At 32.2% G+C, this 18,340-nt stretch carries 13 protein-coding genes, 1 pseudogene and 1 CRISPR repeat array (1 of these 15 only partly in view); of the genes and pseudogenes, 12 read left to right on the top strand and 2 right to left on the bottom strand.

The annotated features are described in order from the left end of the window. Positions 1–13: 13 nt before the first annotated feature. From VZL98_09090 to VZL98_09055, 8 genes are all read left to right on the top strand, one after another. On the top strand, positions 14–616 hold the full coding sequence (locus tag VZL98_09090; GenBank protein WVH62848.1) for an isochorismatase family cysteine hydrolase: 603 nt from the start codon (positions 14–16) through the stop codon (positions 614–616). A gap of 40 nt (positions 617–656) precedes the next feature. Beyond that, positions 657–1,565: a nitrilase-related carbon-nitrogen hydrolase gene (locus tag VZL98_09085; GenBank protein WVH62847.1), complete on the top strand. Its 909-nt coding sequence runs from the start codon at positions 657–659 to the stop codon at positions 1,563–1,565. 165 nt (positions 1,566–1,730) lie between these two features. After that, complete coding sequence (locus VZL98_09080; GenBank protein WVH62846.1) at positions 1,731–2,777, top strand: TRAP transporter substrate-binding protein; 1,047 nt, start codon at positions 1,731–1,733, stop codon at positions 2,775–2,777. Between the two features lie 561 nt (positions 2,778–3,338). After that, positions 3,339–4,616 (top strand): TRAP transporter large permease, encoded by a 1,278-nt coding sequence (locus VZL98_09075; GenBank protein WVH62845.1) that lies wholly within the window; start codon positions 3,339–3,341, stop codon positions 4,614–4,616. A 71-nt stretch (positions 4,617–4,687) separates the two neighbouring features. After that, positions 4,688–5,413 carry a cyclase family protein gene (locus VZL98_09070; GenBank protein WVH62844.1) on the top strand — a complete coding sequence of 242 codons (726 nt, stop codon included), beginning with the start codon at positions 4,688–4,690 and terminating at the stop codon, positions 5,411–5,413. 137 nt (positions 5,414–5,550) lie between these two features. Then, positions 5,551–5,772, top strand: a complete 222-nt coding sequence (locus tag VZL98_09065; GenBank protein ID WVH62843.1) for a hypothetical protein — start codon at positions 5,551–5,553, stop codon at positions 5,770–5,772. 147 nt (positions 5,773–5,919) lie between these two features. After that, positions 5,920–7,236: an ISL3 family transposase gene (locus VZL98_09060; GenBank protein ID WVH62842.1), complete on the top strand. Its 1,317-nt coding sequence runs from the start codon at positions 5,920–5,922 to the stop codon at positions 7,234–7,236. A gap of 98 nt (positions 7,237–7,334) precedes the next feature. After that, a complete protein-coding gene (locus tag VZL98_09055; GenBank protein WVH62841.1) occupies positions 7,335–7,604 on the top strand; it encodes a hypothetical protein in 270 nt (89 codons plus the stop codon). 252 nt (positions 7,605–7,856) lie between these two features. Here VZL98_09055 and VZL98_09050 read toward each other — a convergent pair. Next, positions 7,857–9,084, bottom strand: a pseudogene (locus VZL98_09050) (IS256 family transposase). A 383-nt stretch (positions 9,085–9,467) separates the two neighbouring features. Continuing rightward, complete coding sequence (locus VZL98_09045) at positions 9,468–10,694, bottom strand: IS256 family transposase (protein WVH62840.1); 1,227 nt, start codon at positions 10,692–10,694, stop codon at positions 9,468–9,470. A 371-nt stretch (positions 10,695–11,065) separates the two neighbouring features. Here VZL98_09045 and cas9 point away from each other — a divergent pair, with 371 nt between their 5' ends. From cas9 to csn2, 4 genes are read left to right on the top strand one after another with little or no spacing between them, the layout of a single operon-like run. Beyond that, the gene (gene cas9, locus VZL98_09040; GenBank protein WVH62839.1) at positions 11,066–15,130 is read left to right on the top strand and encodes a type II CRISPR RNA-guided endonuclease Cas9; all 4,065 of its coding nucleotides are present in this window, start codon (positions 11,066–11,068) and stop codon (positions 15,128–15,130) included. Next, on the top strand, positions 15,127–16,008 hold the full coding sequence (gene cas1 / locus VZL98_09035) for a type II CRISPR-associated endonuclease Cas1 (GenBank protein ID WVH62838.1): 882 nt from the start codon (positions 15,127–15,129) through the stop codon (positions 16,006–16,008). The genes cas9 and cas1 overlap by 4 nt, the downstream gene beginning before the upstream one ends. Next, entirely contained in the window at positions 15,998–16,318 is a 321-nt protein-coding gene (gene cas2 / locus VZL98_09030; GenBank protein ID WVH62837.1) for a CRISPR-associated endonuclease Cas2, read from the top strand. Before cas1 ends, cas2 begins: the two co-directional genes overlap by 11 nt. Continuing rightward, positions 16,315–16,983, top strand: a complete 669-nt coding sequence (gene csn2, locus VZL98_09025) for a type II-A CRISPR-associated protein Csn2 (GenBank protein WVH62836.1) — start codon at positions 16,315–16,317, stop codon at positions 16,981–16,983. The genes cas2 and csn2 overlap by 4 nt, the downstream gene beginning before the upstream one ends. Before the next feature lie 127 nt (positions 16,984–17,110). After that, positions 17,111–18,340: direct repeats of the CRISPR family, unit length 36 nt; unit sequence GTTTGAGAGTAGTGTAATACCTTATGGTTATCAAAC (it continues 59 nt past the right edge of the window).

The following is an 18,340-nucleotide window of genomic DNA, read 5'->3' as shown; positions in this document are numbered from 1 at the left end:
AGGAGAAAATATAATGGCAAAACATGCAGTTTTAGTGATAGATATGCTAAATGATTTTATTGGAGAAAAAGCACCGTTGAGATGTGAAAACGGTGAGAAAATCGTTCCAGACATTAAGAGGTTGTTAGAATGGATAAGATCAAGAGATGATGAAGATATTAAAATTGTTCATATCCAAGAAGCACATAGAGAGGATGACGCTGATTTCAAAGTAAGGCCTGTACATGCAGTTAAAGGAACTTGGGGATCAGATTTTATAGAAGAGTTAAAACCGAAGAATAATGAATATATAGTTCAAAAGAGAAGACATAGTGGATTTGCACATACTGACCTTGATTTATATCTAAGAGAAGAAGGAGTAGATACAATAGTTTTAACAGGTGTATGGACAAATGTTTGTGTTAGATCTACAGCTACAGATGGTCTCGCTAAGGCTTATAAAGTGATTACTCTTACAGATGGTGTTCATTCAAAAACAGATGAAATGCACGAGTATGGATTAAATGATTTGAGCATTTTTACCAAGTTATTAAAAATTAATGATTATATAAAAGCGTGGGAAGATGGTGTAGATCCATGGATAGGAGGAGGAGATACACAAAATAAAGTTAAGTAAAGACAGGGATGAATAAGATTTAAAGAAAGGAGAAATACCATTGAACATTGGAAATGCTTATTCTATTAGTGGTGAGTTTACCGTGCAGTCTCTAAGTACAGTTGTAATACAGATTGCACCAAAAACTGCTCAAAAACCATCAGATATGAAGCATAATTTAAGTCAATTGTGTGAATGGATGGAAAAAGCAGTTGGTGGATTTCCTGGTGTTGATTTAATTGTAACACCTGAGTTCGGATTACAAGGAATAGGTCCAAACTGGAAAGATTCGTTACTAAAATTAGACTCGATTGAAGTACTTACACTTCAAGATAAGTGTAGAGAACTTAATGTATGGGGAGTTTTTAGCATACTTGTAGATGAGTACGAAGGTCATAGATATAGAAATATGGCTATACTAATAAACAGTAATGGGGAGATAGTATCTAAGTATTGCAAAATGAATCAGTTTTCGCCAGTTGATTGGTCTTATCCTGGAAGTAAGTGTCCAGTTGTCGATGGACCGAAAGGTTCCAAAATCGCAATGATTATTTGTGCAGATGGTGACTATCCTGAGATTTGGAGAGAAGCGGCATATAATGGTGCGAATATCATTATTAGAATTACTCATTATATGTCTCCATATGATAGAGGGTGGGAGATTACAAATAAAGCTGGAGCATACTGTAATCAAGTTTATGTTGTTGCATCAAGTAGTGTAGATATTAATACAACAGGAACTAACATAGGTAGAAGCATGATTGTAAATCCTGATGGAACAATCATAACTGAAGCCCCCCTTGGTATACCATGGATGATAAAGGCCGATTTATACCCTCAAATTATTGATAAATTGAGAACCGAGACGGTACAAAATAATTTTATATGGTCATATAGACATCGTGGAGCAGCTCATCCGGATCAAAAAGGAATTGGATTAGGTATTGAAGACTATAATGCATATAAATAACAGGATAATCAATTTGTTTTATAATCACTATAGAAATTTATAAAGAATGTAATTAAAGATAACGATTTCGCTGATGAAAGTGAATTATATGGAAAAAATTACTGCTAGATTACATGGTATAAGTAAAAATTAAATAAAGAATTCAATTATATAGGAGGTACTTAGATGAAAAAATTTTTAATATTGATAGCTTTTATAGTGGTTACTATATTCGGTCTCTCAGCGTGTGCTGAGAAAACTGATTTAAAACAAAATGAAGCACAAGATAATAATGAGAAAAATGTTGAGGATACAGACAAAAAATATAATATTATTTTCGGACACCCATTCAATCCTGATACGCCGCAAGCTAATATTGCAGATGAATTTAAGAAGCAAATAGAAGAAGAAAGCAATGGTAGGATTACTGTTGAAATATTCGCTGCCGGGCAATTAGGCTCTAATATTGATATGTATGAAGGAATGCAAATGGGTACACAACAAATGTCAATCATACCCTCAGCAAGGATTACAGGTTTCGCACCATCTCTACAAATTTTGGATCTTCCATTCCTATTCCCTGATAGAGAGACAGCATATAAAATTTTTGACGGTGATGTTGGGAGAGAGTTATTAGATACGTTAGAGCCTACAGGAATTCGTGGTTTATCTATTTGTGAAGATGGTTTTAAACACTTTACATCAAGTAAGGAAATAAAAAACTTGGCTGACTTTAAGGGGTTAAAGATGAGAACGATGGAAAGTCCTATTATTATGGAACAATTTAAAAGCCTAGGATCTAACCCCCTTCCAATAGATTATACTGAACTTTATAATGCTCTTCAACAAAAAACAGTTGATGGTCAAGAAAATCCTTTAGCTACAGTTGCCACATTAAAACTCTATGAAGTACAAGATTATCTTTTATATTCTGAACATGCATATCTGGCACAGTTACTATTAATGAGTAATGATTTTTACAAGAATCTGCCTGAAGATCTCCAAAAACTAGTAGATAAGGTTGCTAAAAATGTTACAGACCTTGAGAGAGTAGCTATTCAGAATATTGAGAAAGAGTACTTAGAAGAGATTGAAAAGTCTGGTACGAAAGTTATTTACTTAGATAATGATGAAAGAGAAAAAATGAGAGAAGCAGTAAAGTCTGTATATGAAGTTGCTCGAGATATAGTAGGAGGCGAGCTATTAGATAAAGTTGTGGATGCAACTAAATAAAATGAAGTGTGTTAGTAAAACTTAAGTTTTTACTAACACACTACTCTTTAAAAGAGGTGAAAAAATGAAGATAGTAGAACGAGTAGGTAAAATATTTCTAGGGAGTTGTATGTTATTTACTTGCACACTTCTATTCGTTAATGTTATTCTTAGATATTTTTTTAAATCTGGAATTTTCTGGGTAGAGGAAACCTTGAGGTATCTCATAGTTTGGATTATTTTTATAGGAATTGCATTTTGTGTGGAGAATGGCTCTCATATATCGGTGGATATTATTAATCATACCATCAATAAGAAGTACTTAAAATACTTGTTAATACTTCAAAACTGTATAGGAATATTATTTTCATCAATTTTCCTATACTATTCGATAATATATGTAGTAGCAACAAGAAAATCAGGGCAAGTATCAGCAACAATGGGTAATCTTCCAATGTACATTATATATTTATGTCTTCCAATTAGTATGTTTATGTATTTATTGTACTCAGTTCGCAAAACGTTTTATATTATTACCAATAAAGATAATAATCACTTGACAGAAGAGGAGTATAAAACATTATGATAATATTACTATTTATTTTGTTCATAGCTTTTTTAGTAATTGGGCTACCGATTTTTATGACTTTAGCTTTATCATCTTCTGTTATTATAGCTGGGTTTACTAGTTTGGATCCGATAATTCTTGTTCAGAGAATGTTTTCGGGAGTTGACAAGTTTTCTTTAATGGCAGTACCGTTTTTTATATTCGCTGCAAATGTAATGAATCAAGGTGGTTTAGCTCCTAGGTTGTTAAAATTTGTAAATGCTGTAGTTGGTCATGTTAGAGGAGGGTTAGCATTTACAGTAGTTATTACATGTATGTTTTTAGGAGCTGTAAGTGGTTCTGCTCCAGCCACAGTAGTTGCAGTATGTTCAATAATGATGCCAATAATGGTTGAGTCTGGTTATGGAAAAGGATTTACTATTGGCTTAATTATGGCAGCTTCATCTGTTGCGGTTATCATACCACCATCTATTGGTATGATAGTTTATGGATCAGTTACTGGAGTTTCAATTGGACAAGTATTTATGGGGGGGTTTCTACCAGGTGTAATATATGGAGGAATATTTATGATTTGGTGTTATATCTATGCTAAATTAAATAAAGTTCCATTGAAGGAAAGGTCAAGTTTTAAAGAGATTTGGAATTCGCTAATAGAAGCAATATGGGTCCTCGGGATACCTATTATAATAATTGGAGGCATTTATGGAGGTTTTGTTACCCCTACGGAATCGGCTGGAATAGCAGGGATCTATTCGATTTTTGTTAGCTGTATTATATATAGAGAACTCAGTTTTAAAGAGCTATTTAATGTAAGCTATGAATCTGCAATCTCTACAGCACAAAATATGATTTTATTAGCAGGGGCGAGTATATTTGCTTGGGTTTTAACTAGATACCAGGTACCAACAAATTTAGCAAAAGGCATAATGGTGTTCGCAAATAATAAGTATATGGTCTTATTGCTTATGAATGTAATAATGCTTATAGCAGGAATGTTCCTAGATCCGGCATCAATAATTACAATAATGGCACCACTTTTCTTACCAATTGCGATACAGTTTAATATAGATCCAGTACATCTTGGAGTGGTAATGGTTGTAAATGGTGCTATAGGTATGTTTACCCCTCCTTTTGGGCTAAATTTATTTATTGCTTCTGGAATTACTAAAATCCCAATGGGAGATTTAATGAAAACAGTCTGGATATGGGTAATTTTGAGTATATTAGCTTTAATCATTATTACGTATATCCCTAGTATTACCTTATATTTACCAAGGTTAATTTTCAAATAGTAAGTGAAGTATTATTATTGTAATAAAGTAACTTACCATTAATATTGAAATAATGAAATGCAAGGTGTGAAATGAAATTTAATAAGAAATACAAACTTATCGATCTTACGCAAGAAATTTATCAAGAAATGCCAAGTGATATTGGAAGTCAAAAAACGTTTATTATGATAAACCAAACGCATAAACAAAATATGAAAGTAACTGGATCGACAACACTTGGATTTTCAGCTAGAAATTTACTAATATCAGAAAGAGTAGCAACTCATTCAATTGCACCTTCAGCTTTTGATTCTAAAGGACAATCAATAGACAATATGAGCCTTAAGAATTTTTATGGAAGTGGTATGTGTATAAATGTTTCTCATAAAAGGCACCCTAACTTAATAGAAGTGGAAGATGTTAAGAATAGTTTGCTTAATCATAGACTGGAATTAATCAAAGGTGATATTTTATTATTATATACTGGTCACTATAATAGGACATATCCAGTGTATGGTTATAGCGGTTTAAAAGCAAAGCATACTGGATTGTCATATGAGTGTGCAGAGTACTTAGCAGCAAATGGAATAGTTAATATTGGAATAGATAGCCCATCTATCGATGTCTTTCCTAACAACACAGAAGAATCTGCGTATCTAGTATTTGCTAAATATAATATAACTTTCACTTTAAACCTATGTAATTTAAATGAATTACAAGGCAGTAGATTTTTGTATTTTGGGTTACCTTTAAAAATTAGAAATGGCACTGGCTCTCCAGTTAGAGCTGTAGCATTGACTGATAAAAATTATTACTAAATCTGTAAATATTTATTAAGAACAAAAATTATTAATAGTTTTAAAATTTTATAGCGCCACTAAATATTAATAAAAAAGTATATGCTTAATGAATCAAATCATATTAAAAGTGAGATTAAAAGAAATGAGGGATCTAAATGTATAGAGCAAAGAATCATAATATTATAAAAGCGCTTGAACAATCTTTTATATCATTTCCAATAGGAAAGCAAGAATTATTAAAAAAAGTTGAAGGTGTTGAAATAGGTATAGATTATAATGAGAAAGTACTTTTATCTGATTACTGTAAAGATATAAATATAGATTATTTCGACAACAAAGCTCAGTTCTTTTGTGCTCTGAATGCTTCCAAATGGTAATACACAAATAAAGGCTCTATAATTTATAGTGTTGGTGAAGAAATATTAGTTTCTTTGCTGGCACTATTTTCTTTTTAAAAAATAAAGACATAGTGACCAATTTCCTTTATAATTTAATCACTACAACAAAAAAATAAGGAGGCCACTATGTCTATTAGTAATTATATCTTAAATTTATTAGATTTAAAAGATGAAAATATTGAGATTTTTGAAAATGTCGAGAAGATTAAAAAGAAGAATATCTCTTACAATTTGATTTTTGGCCGGCTTACCTATAATGCTTCTGTTTGTCCCGTTTGTGGTAACGTGCATAGCCCAAGCATTATTAAACACGGCACTAAGTCTTCTGATATTAAACTTCTTCCTTTTAATGGCGAACCTACTTTCCTGAGACTTAAAAAGCAGAGATTTTTATGTAAGGAATGTAATTCTACTTTTATAGCTGAAACTGATATTGTTAAAAAGAATTGTTTTATTTCTAATAGAGTAAAAGCTCATATTACAACTAATTTGACCATGAAAGTAAGTGAAAAAGATATTGCTAATTTACATTATGTTTCTCATTCTACGGTGTCTAAATGTGTAGATCAAGCTTTTGAACAGTTTAAGCCTAATTATCAGTTTTTACCAGAACATTTATGTTTTGATGAGTTTAAATCCACAAAAACCGCTAAAGGATCTATGAGCTTTATTTTCTGTGATGCTATTACTCATGATATTATCGATATTGTTGAAAACAGGCAATTACACTATCTTAAACGCTATTTTTCTAGGTTTAGTGAATGTGCTAGAGAATCAGTTAAAAGTATATGTATAGACATGTATCAGCCATACATTAGTCTAATTTCTGATCTTTTCCCTAATGCTAAGATAGTATTTGATAAGTTCCATATAGTTAACCACTTATCTAGAGCATTGAACAAAACAAGAATAGAAGTTATGAATAGTTTTTCTAAGTATTCTATGGAATACAAAAGGTTAAAAAGGTATTGGAAGCTGATACAAAAGCCTTATTTAAAGCTTAATTCTACACGTTTTAGAAAGTGGATACATTTTGAAAGATGGAAAAGTGCTAGAGATGTAGTTATGGATAGTATTAGTGTCAACAAAACACTTCTAAATACTTATGATTGTTATCAGATTCTTTTAAAGGATGTAGAAAACGGAGATATTGCCTCCTTAAAGGCACATTTAGAATATTATTCAGATGAGGTATCAGATGCTATGAAAACTAGTATTAACACGCTTTTAAAGGACTTTGAGTACGTAAAAAATTGCTTAGAAGTGAATGTTACAAATGGATGTTTAGAAGGTATTAATAATTTTATTAAGTGTTTAAAAAGAGTTGCTTTCGGATACAGGTCGTACTATCATTTTAGGAATCGAATATTAATTTGCAAGAAAATGATAGTACCAAAAGACACTGTAAGTGTAAAAAAACGTCAGGCAGCTAACGCTGCCTGACATTAATAGTTTGTGATTAATTTATATACCAACACTATTTGACAAAGAACCCAAATAAATTGGGATTAAAGCTACAAAGCTGAGGAGAAAAAGAAAAAATGATAAAGAAGATACTTTCTGTTTTTTATGTTGTGTTTGGTGTTATTGGGATGTTTATTTTCCTAAACTATTATAAAACTCTTGGAGGAATTTTATCACATAGAATAGCACCATATTTTGGGATTTTTGTTTTTTTAGGCATAACTGGATTATTGATAGAGTTGGGTTTATATGACTGGATAACTGAAATAGAGTTGTTCAGTAATTATAAGATACCAATTAGAAAGATAGGAAATATAATAAAGTTTAGAAAGTCAAGTCCAAATTAGTGTGTAAATTGTTTTATCTTACCTTTTGATTAGCAGTTTCTTTTTTTGATTTGTTGTAGATTTGGAGCCTGAGGTATTACATCAGCCACCCGAAGGGCTTGGCCTTGTGGCAAGTACTTAAAAAATGGTACACTAAAAAAACGAAGGATAATTACACCATTTTGTTGTGAGTTTATCGCCTTCGGTGGTTAACACTTACCGTTTTTTAAGTTCTTGGTGCAAGGCTGGCGGTGCATTAGCTTAAACTCAGACTTATGCAACTACCTTTGTAGGTTCAACTTGTTGAAGCTCGGCTTGATCTTGCTTGGATTCATGGTATTCATGCATATCCAACCATATTCTCCCGCTACTCCATTTCTCATCTAAATCAATTAATATTGCTCCAATTAAACGGTTCATGGATTCATCGTTTGGGAATATTCGTATTACTCGTTCTCTACGACGAATCTCTTGATTTAGACGTTCAATGATATTTGATGTCCTTAATCTTTTTCGATACTTTATTGGAATATTTAATACTTGGGTTATGTCGTCAAAACCAGCATCTAGTAATTCCATAGCCTTTGGTGCAGTATTTGAGTATTCATCAAGGATATCATTTAATACTGTTCTGGCAACTTCTGTAGTTGGCGCATCATAAAGCTCTCTTAATCGATTTTTTATCTCAGGCTGTAGTTCTAGTAGGACATACATCAAGTATGTTTCTACTAAAATGTGTTTGACACCTCTGCCATGAGCTGCCTTGAAACTCTTTAAGGATTGCCGATTTTAAGCCTTTATGTGAATCACTAACAACTATATCAACATTTGATAATCCTCTATCCTTTAATGATGAAAAGAAGTTTCTCCATCCTAGTTCAGTCTCACTATCACCACACATAAAACCAAGAATTTCACGGATACCGTCAGAGCGAACTCCTATTGCAATCATTAGAGCTTTGCTTCTAACTTTTCCTGCATCTCTTGATTTTAAATACATAGCATCAACTACGATAAAAGGATATTGTGACTCTAATGGTCTGTTTCGAAACTCATCAACTAAAGGATCCAAGTTTGAACAGAGGTTTGATACTGTTGATTTTGAAAATGATGTTCCACATAATTCTTCGGTGATTTTTGTTACTTTTCTTGTGGAGACACCCTGGATTACCATCTCCATCATAGCCAGTACAAAAGCTTGTTCATTTCGTTGATATCGATTGAATAAATCAGGAGAAAACTCACCACCCCTAACTCTTGGTACTAGCAATTCTAACGTTCCTACACGAGTTTTAAGTTGTCTAACTCTAGAACCGTTCCTGTAACATGTACGTTCTTCAGTGCGTTCATAAGGCTCAGCTCCTATTGCCTCAGTAACTTGAGCCTCTAAAACTTGGTTTAAAATTGATTCTAAGAGTTTTGCAATAGCATTTTCTTTAGCTGAAGCTGAAAATAAACCTTTAATTATTTCTGAATCTAGTGTAAAATTTAGTTGAGCCATCTCTTTTACCTCCTGGTTAGTTTTGTGGTGAAACTATTATACCAAAAGGTTGGGGATAGTTCATATTTTTTTGTAAAACCAATTTACACCATTATATAGACTTTATCAAAATTAGTCAAGTCCAAATTAGTGTGTAAATTGTTTTATCTTACCTTTTGATTAGCAGTTTCATTTTTTTGATTTGTTGTAGATTTGGAGCCTGAGGTATTACATCAGCCACCCGAAGGGCTTGGCCTTGTGGCAAGTACTTAAAAAATGGTACACTAAAAAAACGAAGGATAATTACACCATTTTGTTGTGAGTTTATCGCCTTCGGTGGTTAACACTTACCGTTTTTTAAGTTCTTGGTGCAAGGCTGGCGGTGCATTAGCTTAAACTCAGACTTATGCAACTACCTTTGTAGGTTCAACTTGTTGAAGCTCGGCTTGATCTTGTTTGGATTCATGGTATTCATGCATATCCAACCATATTCTCCCGCTACTCCATTTCTCATCTAAATCAATTAATATTGCCCCAATTAAACGGTTCATGGATTCATCGTTTGGGAATATTCGTATTACTCGTTCTCTACGACGAATCTCTTGATTTAGACGTTCAATGATATTTGATGTCCTTAATCTTTTTCGATACTTTATTGGAATATTTAATACTTGGGTTATGTCGTCAAAACCAGCATCTAGTAATTCCATAGCCTTTGGTGCAGTATTTGAGTATTCATCAAGGATATCATTTAATACTGTTCTGGCAACTTCTGTAGTTGGCGCATCATAAAGCTCTCTTAATCGATTTTTTATCTCAGGCTGTAGTCTAGTAGGACATACATCAAGTATGTTTCTACTAAAATGTGTTTGACACCTCTGCCATGAGCTGCCTTGAAACTCTTTAAGGATTGCAGATTTTAAGCCTTTATGTGAATCACTAACAACTATATCAACATTTGATAATCCTCTATCCTTTAATGATGAAAAGAAGTTTCTCCATCCTAGTTCAGTCTCACTATCACCACACATAAAACCAAGAATTTCACGGATACCGTCAGAGCGAACTCCTATTGCAATCATTAGAGCTTTGCTTCTAACTTTTCCTGCATCTCTTGATTTTAAATACATAGCATCAACTACGATAAAAGGATATTGTGACTCTAATGGTCTGTTTCGAAACTCATCAACTAAAGGATCCAAGTTTGAACAGAGGTTTGATATTGTTGATTTTGAAAATGATGTTCCACATAATTCTTCGGTGATTTTTGTTACTTTTCTTGTGGAGACACCCTGGATTACCATCTCCATCATAGCCAGTACAAAAGCTTGTTCATTTCGTTGATATCGATTGAATAAATCAGGAGAAAACTCACCACCCCTAACTCTTGGTACTAGTAATTCTAACGTTCCTACACGAGTTTTAATTTGTCTAACTCTAGAACCGTTCCTGTAACATGTACGTTCTTCAGTACGTTCATAAGGCTCAGCTCCGATTGCCTCAGTAACTTGAGCCTCTAAAACTTGGTTTAAAATTGATTCTAAGAGTTTTGCAATAGCATTTTCTTTAGCTGAAGCTGAAAATAAACCTTTAATTATTTCTGAATCTAGTGTAAAATATAGCCAGACCATCTCTTTTACCTCCTGGTTAGTTTTGTGGTGAAACTATTATACCAAAAGGTTGGGGATGGTTCATATTTTTTTGTAAAACTAATTTACACCATTATATAGACTTTATCAGAAAATTGTATTTTCTGTGTATGATTTGGTATGATATATATAAACGTTTGCAATGCTTTTTACAACAAGATTACGGAATACAGATAATAAAAGTGTTAATAAAATTATAATATGGCAAACAAAAAAGACTCTTACGAGTCTTATGTCTACATTTTGTAGGCCTTTTCAGGCGATTTGAATAAATTTTTGTTTGAACTTGTAGTGTAATAGCTTATGGTTATCAAGCTATTTACTATTATATACTAAATGGGGAGGGAATGCAAGTGAGTAAAAAAGATTATTTCTTAGGCTTAGATTTAGGCACGAGTTCAGTAGGATGGGCAGTAACTGACGATAGATATAAGCTACAAAGATTTAATAAGAAAGATATGTGGGGAACTAGATTATTTGAAGAAGCTAAAACTGCAGAGGTTAGAAGAGTTCATAGAAGTTCCAGGCGCAGGTATCAAAGGAAGAGGAAAAGAATCAGTATACTCCAAGAGCTTTTTGCTGAAGAGATATATAAAGTTGATCCAACTTTTTTTGTGAGACTAAAGGAGAGTAAGTTCCATTTAGAAGATAAGATTATTGAAGAGGAGTATACCTTATTTAATGATAGTACGTTTTCTGACAAAGAATACTACGATATTTATCCAACCATATATCATTTAAGAAAAGATTTAATGGAATCCCAGGACAAAAAAGATATAAGACTAATATATCTAGCATTGCATCATATTATTAAAAATAGAGGTCATTTTCTTTTTGAGGGTCAAGATTTTTCGGTTGATGAAGCTTTTGATGGAATATTTTCTAAGTTGTCAGACTATCTTTTTGATCAGTTTGGTTTTGAAATCCCGAGAGTTAAATTTGTAGAAATAGAAAAAATCATAATTAATAAAGATTTAAACTTGAGAGATAAATCAAATTTATTAGCTGATGTATGTGAAACTAAAGACAAACAGTTTAAGGATATTTTAAGTGTGATGATAGGTAGCAAAAGAAAACTTTCTCAACTATTCAATGACCCTGAACTAGATGAAGCAGAGAAAAAAGACATAGACTTCAGAACGGCTGCCTTTGACGACGAGCATGATATGTATGAACAAGTATTAAATGAAAACATTATCCTACTAGATTACCTTAAAGCTGTTTATGACTGGATGATATTGTCCGGTATTCTTGAGTCTCACTCATATATTTCGGATGCTAAGATAGATAGCTATACACAACATGGTTTAGATTTAGTGGACTTAAAATACCTTATAAAAAAATATAAGAAAGATGAATACAATAACTGCTTTAATAGTCCAAATATAAAAAACAATTATGCATCATATGTTGTCAGCACACTTTATAAAGGGAGGAAGAAAGCTGATACTTTATGTAATCAGGAAGAAGTTAATTCATATTTTAATAAAATTATAAAGAGCTTAAAAGTTAATTCAGAAGATACAGTTATTTTTGAAAGAATAATAAATAGACTTGATGAAAAAGCAGCGTTACCAAAATTAAGAACTGCGGACAATAGCGTTATACCATATCAAGTTCATAAAACTGAACTGGATATTATACTAAAAAATGCTTCAAAACATCATCCGTTTCTTGAAAAGAAAGATGAGACAGGTTTATCAGTAATAGAAAAGATTCAAAAAACTATGACATTTAGAATTCCATATTATGTGGGACCTTTAAATGCTTTTCATTCAAAATATAACGGGGGAACAGGGAATGCATGGATTGTAAAGAAAAGAGATGAAGAGATACTACCTTGGAACTTTGAAGAAGTCGTAGACGAAGAAGCATCAGCAGAAAGATTTATAAGGAGGATGACAAACAAATGCACGTATGTACTTGGTGCTGATGTAATTCCAAAGGATTCTTTATTGTATGAAAAATTTGAAGTTCTAAACGAGTTAAATAACTTAAAAATAGATGGGAAGCCGATAACAGTAGAGCTAAAAATAAAGATATACAACGAACTGTTTAAAACAAATAAGAAAGTTACTCAAAAGAAACTGCGCAGCTATCTTAAGATAAACGGCTTAGACAATGCTGATGATGTCATTATATCAGGAATTGATGGAGATTTTAAATCATCACTCAACTCATATCATATCTTTAAAGAAATTATTGGAGACAAACTAGACTTTGAACCAGGTAAAGGAATGGTAGAAGAAATAATATTATGGAAATGTATATTTGAATCCGGAGGCAAAATAGTAAGAAAAAAAATCAATGATAAATACAAAGGTGAACTTTCGAAAGAACAACTTAGAAAAATTAATGGAAAGAACTTTACTGGCTGGGGAAGGCTTTCTAAAGAATTTTTATGTGAAGTTAAGGGAACTAGTTTTGAAACTGGAGAGATTTTTGAAAGTATTATCGATGCATTAGAAAAAACTAATGATAATCTAATGCAGTTACTAAGTTCGAAATATTCTTTTAAAGAAGAACTTGAAAAAATGAACGATGTGGAAGAAGAAATTGGTAAGATAAGTTACGAAAATTTAATGGAAGATGTTTATTTATCACCAAGTGTAAAAAGAACTGTATGGCAAGCCATAACTATTTGCAAAGAGATTAGTAAAATAAGAAAATCACCACCTAAGCGTATCTTTGTTGAGATGACCAGAAGTCCTGATCTTGTTAAGGAAAGAAAAGATTCCAGACGTAATGACCTGATTAGTCTTTATAAGAACTGTAAAGAGGATGTAAGTCAATTTATTGAAGAGCTGGAAAATTATGATGATAGAAACTTAAGAGCAAAAGCTCTATATCTATATTACACACAAAAAGGTAGATGCATGTACTCTGGTGAAAAGATAGATCTAGAAATGATTATTAATGAAAAAGATAATGCACTTATGCTATATGATATAGATCATATTTATCCTAGATCACTAACGAAAGACGATAGCTTAAACAATTTGGTACTTGTAAAAAAAGAAATAAATCAGAAGATAAAACAGGACAAATATCCGATTCCAAATAATATAAGGAAAGACATGACAGGATTCTGGTTCAGCTTAAAAGAGCAAGGATTTATTACTGCAAATAAGTTCTACAGACTTATTAGAAAAGAACCTCTAACTAATGAGGAGCTTGCAGGATTTATTAATAGACAACTAGTAGAAACAGGTCAATCTACTAAAGCAGTTGCTGAGTTACTAAAAAGAATATATCCTGATACAGAAATTATTTATACCAAATCTAGAGTAGTAAGTGATTTTAGGCACAAATTTGACTTATTAAAATGTAGAGAACTAAACAATTTTCATCATGCTCATGATGCTTTTTTAAACATAGTAGCTGGAAATGCATATCATACAAAATTTACTGCAAATCCATACAACTATATCAAAACTAACAGAGATAAAGGAAAAGAAAGATTTTATAATCTTGAAAGATTCTTTAACAATAAAGTTGAAAGAAATGGATATGTCGCTTGGGATGTAGACTACCATCTTCCTTTCATTAAAAAGACATTGCAAAGACCCACGGTTAATGTTACCCGAATGCCCGTGGAACATAAGGGGGAACTTTTTGATGCGACATTACGCAGAAAAACAAATGTAAATACTCTACTCTCACCAATTAAAGTAAGTGATGAAAGATTACATGACTTTAGTAAGTATGGTGGATATACCAATATATATGGTGCATTTTTCTTTTTGGTTGAACATCTAGTAAAAAATAAGAAAAAAATCACTCTAGAACAAGTTCATATTCAGTACTCAAGAGTTATTAAGAATAATAGTGACCTTGAAATGTATTGCACTAGTATACTTAACCTGATTAATCCTAGAATCATTGAAAAGAAAATAAAAATGAATAGCAAAGTATTGTATAACGGTTTTCCGTTATATTTAAATGGACGATCGGATAAATCAATTTTAGTTTCCCTGGCTAAAGAAATAGAGCTAAGTGAGAATAACGCAGAAATATTTAGAAGAGTTATCAAAGAAAGATTGGTAATTGATTCAGATAATAACCTACAAAAAGAGGTATTTACAGCCGAAGAATTACTTTCATTATACGATGAATACTTATATCTATTATCAGAAGGACCCTTTAGTGAAAGACCAACTAATTTATTTGAAAAGTTAAAAATAAGAAGAAGTACTTTTAAAAAGCTTAATGAAAGTGAAAAATGTATAGTACTGTTTGAAATTCATAATTATTTTAGAAATGGGTGCAAGTCTGGAGTAGATTTAAGGCTATTAGGTGAAGGCAAAAGTGCAGGAAGGACTAAAATTAATTCTAATATTACAAAATCTGAATTAATTATAATTAATGATTCAGTTACGGGTCTTTATTCTAACAAGAAAGTGTTGAATAGAATATGACTTGGAGAACAGTTCATATAACTAAAAGATCGAAACTTGACTTAAGGATGAATCATTTGGTGGTAAGGTCTAAGGATCATACCACCAGGATTCACTTAAGTGAAGTAGGACTACTTATGATTGAAACTACTCAGGTATCTGTGACAACTGCTCTACTTTCAGAACTTTCAAAACAGAAAATAAGAGTGGTTATATGTGATGAAAAACACAATCCAATATCTGAATTGTTACCTTATCATGGTTGCCATGATTGCAGTAAGAAGATAATTACCCAATTTAATTGGGATGATGGATTCATGAAAGCGCTATGGAGCAATATAATATTTCAAAAAATCTTTAACCAGAGGCAAGTTTTGATAGCTAAAAAATGTGACAAATACTATATAGACCTACTAAGTTCATACCTAAGTGATATTGCCCTTGATGATAAGACAAATAGAGAAGGTCTTTCAGCGAAAGTGTATTTTGCCGGATTATTCTCTAATGAATTTATTCGGGGAGATGAAACTGTAACAAATGCAGCATTAGACTATGGTTATCAGATCATCCTATCATGTTTTAATAGAGAAATAAAAATCTGTGGTTATTTAACCGAACTAGGTATTCACCATAAAAGTCAGCATAATCCTTTTAACTTATCATCAGATTTAATGGAGCCAGTGAGACCAATTGTCGATGTCATTGTATATGATAATAAATTTGGTGCTTTTGGAAAGGAGGAAAAGCGTATTGTGCAATCGGTATTACATAAAGACGTTTTTGTTAATAATAAAAGACAAGTGCTTACTAATGCCATTAGCATATATACGAAATCAATTATGGATGCTCTTTTATATAAAGATTTGACAAAAATAAAATGGATTCAGTATGAGTTATAGATATATGAGAATAATAGTATTTTTTGATTTACCAACGACAACATCCTCGGATTTGAAAGAGTACAGAAAATTCAGAAAAGAAATTATAAGACTTGGATTTTTTATGATGCAGGAGTCAGTTTATGTACGGCTGGCATTGAACGCGAGTGTTGAAAGATCGATAATTGAAAAGGTAAAAAAAGTGAAACCACCCAAAGGGCTTGTTCAAGTTTTATCTGTGACAGAGAAACAATTTGCTAATATTCAAACTTTGGTGGGAGAAGTTGAAAATGAAACTCTAGATACTGACGACAGGATGGTGATTCTATGATATTAACACATCGTGAGTGGAATTTTAACATAGAAATAGAGGGATTAAACACAATAATTATTGAGAACCCCAAATTATACAGAAGAATTCTAATGGATATAGACAATCAGTTGTCAGGATTAGAGGGAGGGTTTACCCTCATAAATGAATTAAAAGAAGTTAAAATTTCAAGTGAACTATATCTTGTACGAAGCCCTTTTTTAATATCGATAAATGATAAAAAAATTATAAACAAACTTTATGCTGAATTAAAAGGAGATGTGATTTCTTCTGAGTTCGATAGGTTTCAAGAATTAGAGCGTTCAATTCTCTCCTTTGTTAATGAAATAATCTTTAATAATAGCATAGGACTTGAAGTTGACTGTTCTATAGAAATTGAAGATATTTTCAAACTAACAGGGGTTAAGTTTTGTGAGGATACAGGAAAAGATATTATAGAAAGACTATTAGAACATGCCCTTATTGTTCAAGACTATTTAATGCCATCTGCCATAGTATACTTAAATACCAGATCTTTATTTTCTGATATTGAATGGTGTGATTTTACAAAAGAACTGTCTGTTAGAAATATAAATGCGATATTTATTGAAAGATATGGTGGAGCGGTTTCAAAATTGATAGAAAAGAGATATACTATAGATGAGGATTTATGTGAAATATATTAAAGATAAAAAACCTAAGAATTACCTTTGTTGTAGTGGACAAGCAGAAATGCACTCTGGAACAAACCTCAAATTAATCAAGTTTATTATCTTTGGACTTATTATTTGAGGTTTGAGGTTTGAGGTTTGAGGTTTGAGAGTAGTGTAATACCTTATGGTTATCAAACAACGGACCTACGTAGTAGGTCTAGTGAGTGTTTGAGAGTAGTGTAATACCTTATGGTTATCAAACTAGAAGATACTCTACTTGGTATTGGCATGGGTTTGAGAGTAGTGTAATACCTTATGGTTATCAAACTTATAGAACACTTAAAGGCTAACGGTTTAGGTTTGAGAGTAGTGTAATACCTTATGGTTATCAAACCGATAATAGCTTTTTCAATACCCCATAGCAGTTTGAGAGTAGTGTAATACCTTATGGTTATCAAACTCCTTGGTCAACCCAGTCAAAGAAGCTGCTGTTTGAGAGTAGTGTAATACCTTATGGTTATCAAACATTTCAAATGTTTCGATCAACGAATCGATAGTTTGAGAGTAGTGTAATACCTTATGGTTATCAAACACCTTGCTAATAGTGCAGTCACGCAGGTATGTTTGAGAGTAGTGTAATACCTTATGGTTATCAAACTGAAAGCAAATTCAATAAACACCTTAACAGGTTTGAGAGTAGTGTAATACCTTATGGTTATCAAACCAGAGCCAAAGCCAGAACCTAAACCGGAACGTTTGAGAGTAGTGTAATACCTTATGGTTATCAAACGAAATAAAACATGTACATTATAAGGTAGGGTTTGAGAGTAGTGTAATACCTTATGGTTATCAAACACTCATACGCAGCAAAAACAGCGCAAGGCGCGTTTGAGAGTAGTGTAATACCTTATGGTTATCAAACTTCAGGTTAGGCGAATACGACTATGACAAAGTTTGAGAGTAGTGTAATACCTTATGGTTATCAAACTCTTAATTACAGCATTACTGATTTCTGTATGTTTGAGAGTAGTGTAATACCTTATGGTTATCAAACCTACACAAACGAAGAACAAACCAAGCTTGCGTTTGAGAGTAGTGTAATACCTTATGGTTATCAAACTTATTAAATATCTGTCTTAAAATCTTTGAAGTTTGAGAGTAGTGTAATACCTTATGGTTATCAAACTGACTCTACCATCTGAAGCTATGCTTATTAGTTTGAGAGTAGTGTAATACCTTATGGTTATCAAACGTATGTTTGTGTTTGGAGATGCTGATACCGGTTTGAGAGTAGTGTAATACCTTATGGTTATCAAACTTGTGCTGCGCTCTCGACAACAAATAAAGCGTTTGAGAGTAGTGTAATACCTTATGGTTATCAAACGTCGCC

Source organism: Peptoniphilaceae bacterium AMB_02 (assembly GCA_036321625.1).
Lineage (GTDB): Bacteria > Bacillota > Clostridia > Tissierellales > Peptoniphilaceae > Microaceticoccus > Microaceticoccus formicicus.
Note: the sequence above shows the minus strand (reverse complement) of the source record. Positions and strands in the feature narration are given on the sequence as shown.

What these genes read in the sequence shown, in the direction of transcription:
- VZL98_09075 (WVH62845.1), top strand. Translation starts at nt 3,339, where the DNA reads ATGATAATATTACTATTTATTTTGTTCATAGCTTTTTTAGTAATTGGG.
- csn2 (WVH62836.1), top strand. Translation starts at nt 16,315, where the DNA reads ATGATATTAACACATCGTGAGTGGAATTTTAACATAGAAATAGAGGGA.
- VZL98_09060 (WVH62842.1), top strand. Translation starts at nt 5,920, where the DNA reads ATGTCTATTAGTAATTATATCTTAAATTTATTAGATTTAAAAGATGAA.
- cas2 (WVH62837.1), top strand. Translation starts at nt 15,998, where the DNA reads ATGAGTTATAGATATATGAGAATAATAGTATTTTTTGATTTACCAACG.
- VZL98_09055 (WVH62841.1), top strand. Translation starts at nt 7,335, where the DNA reads ATGATAAAGAAGATACTTTCTGTTTTTTATGTTGTGTTTGGTGTTATT.
- VZL98_09065 (WVH62843.1), top strand. Translation starts at nt 5,551, where the DNA reads ATGTATAGAGCAAAGAATCATAATATTATAAAAGCGCTTGAACAATCT.
- VZL98_09045 (WVH62840.1), bottom strand. Translation starts at nt 10,694, where the DNA reads ATGGTCTGGCTATATTTTACACTAGATTCAGAAATAATTAAAGGTTTA.
- VZL98_09080 (WVH62846.1), top strand. Translation starts at nt 1,731, where the DNA reads ATGAAAAAATTTTTAATATTGATAGCTTTTATAGTGGTTACTATATTC.
- VZL98_09070 (WVH62844.1), top strand. Translation starts at nt 4,688, where the DNA reads ATGAAATTTAATAAGAAATACAAACTTATCGATCTTACGCAAGAAATT.
- cas1 (WVH62838.1), top strand. Translation starts at nt 15,127, where the DNA reads ATGACTTGGAGAACAGTTCATATAACTAAAAGATCGAAACTTGACTTA.
- VZL98_09090 (WVH62848.1), top strand. Translation starts at nt 14, where the DNA reads ATGGCAAAACATGCAGTTTTAGTGATAGATATGCTAAATGATTTTATT.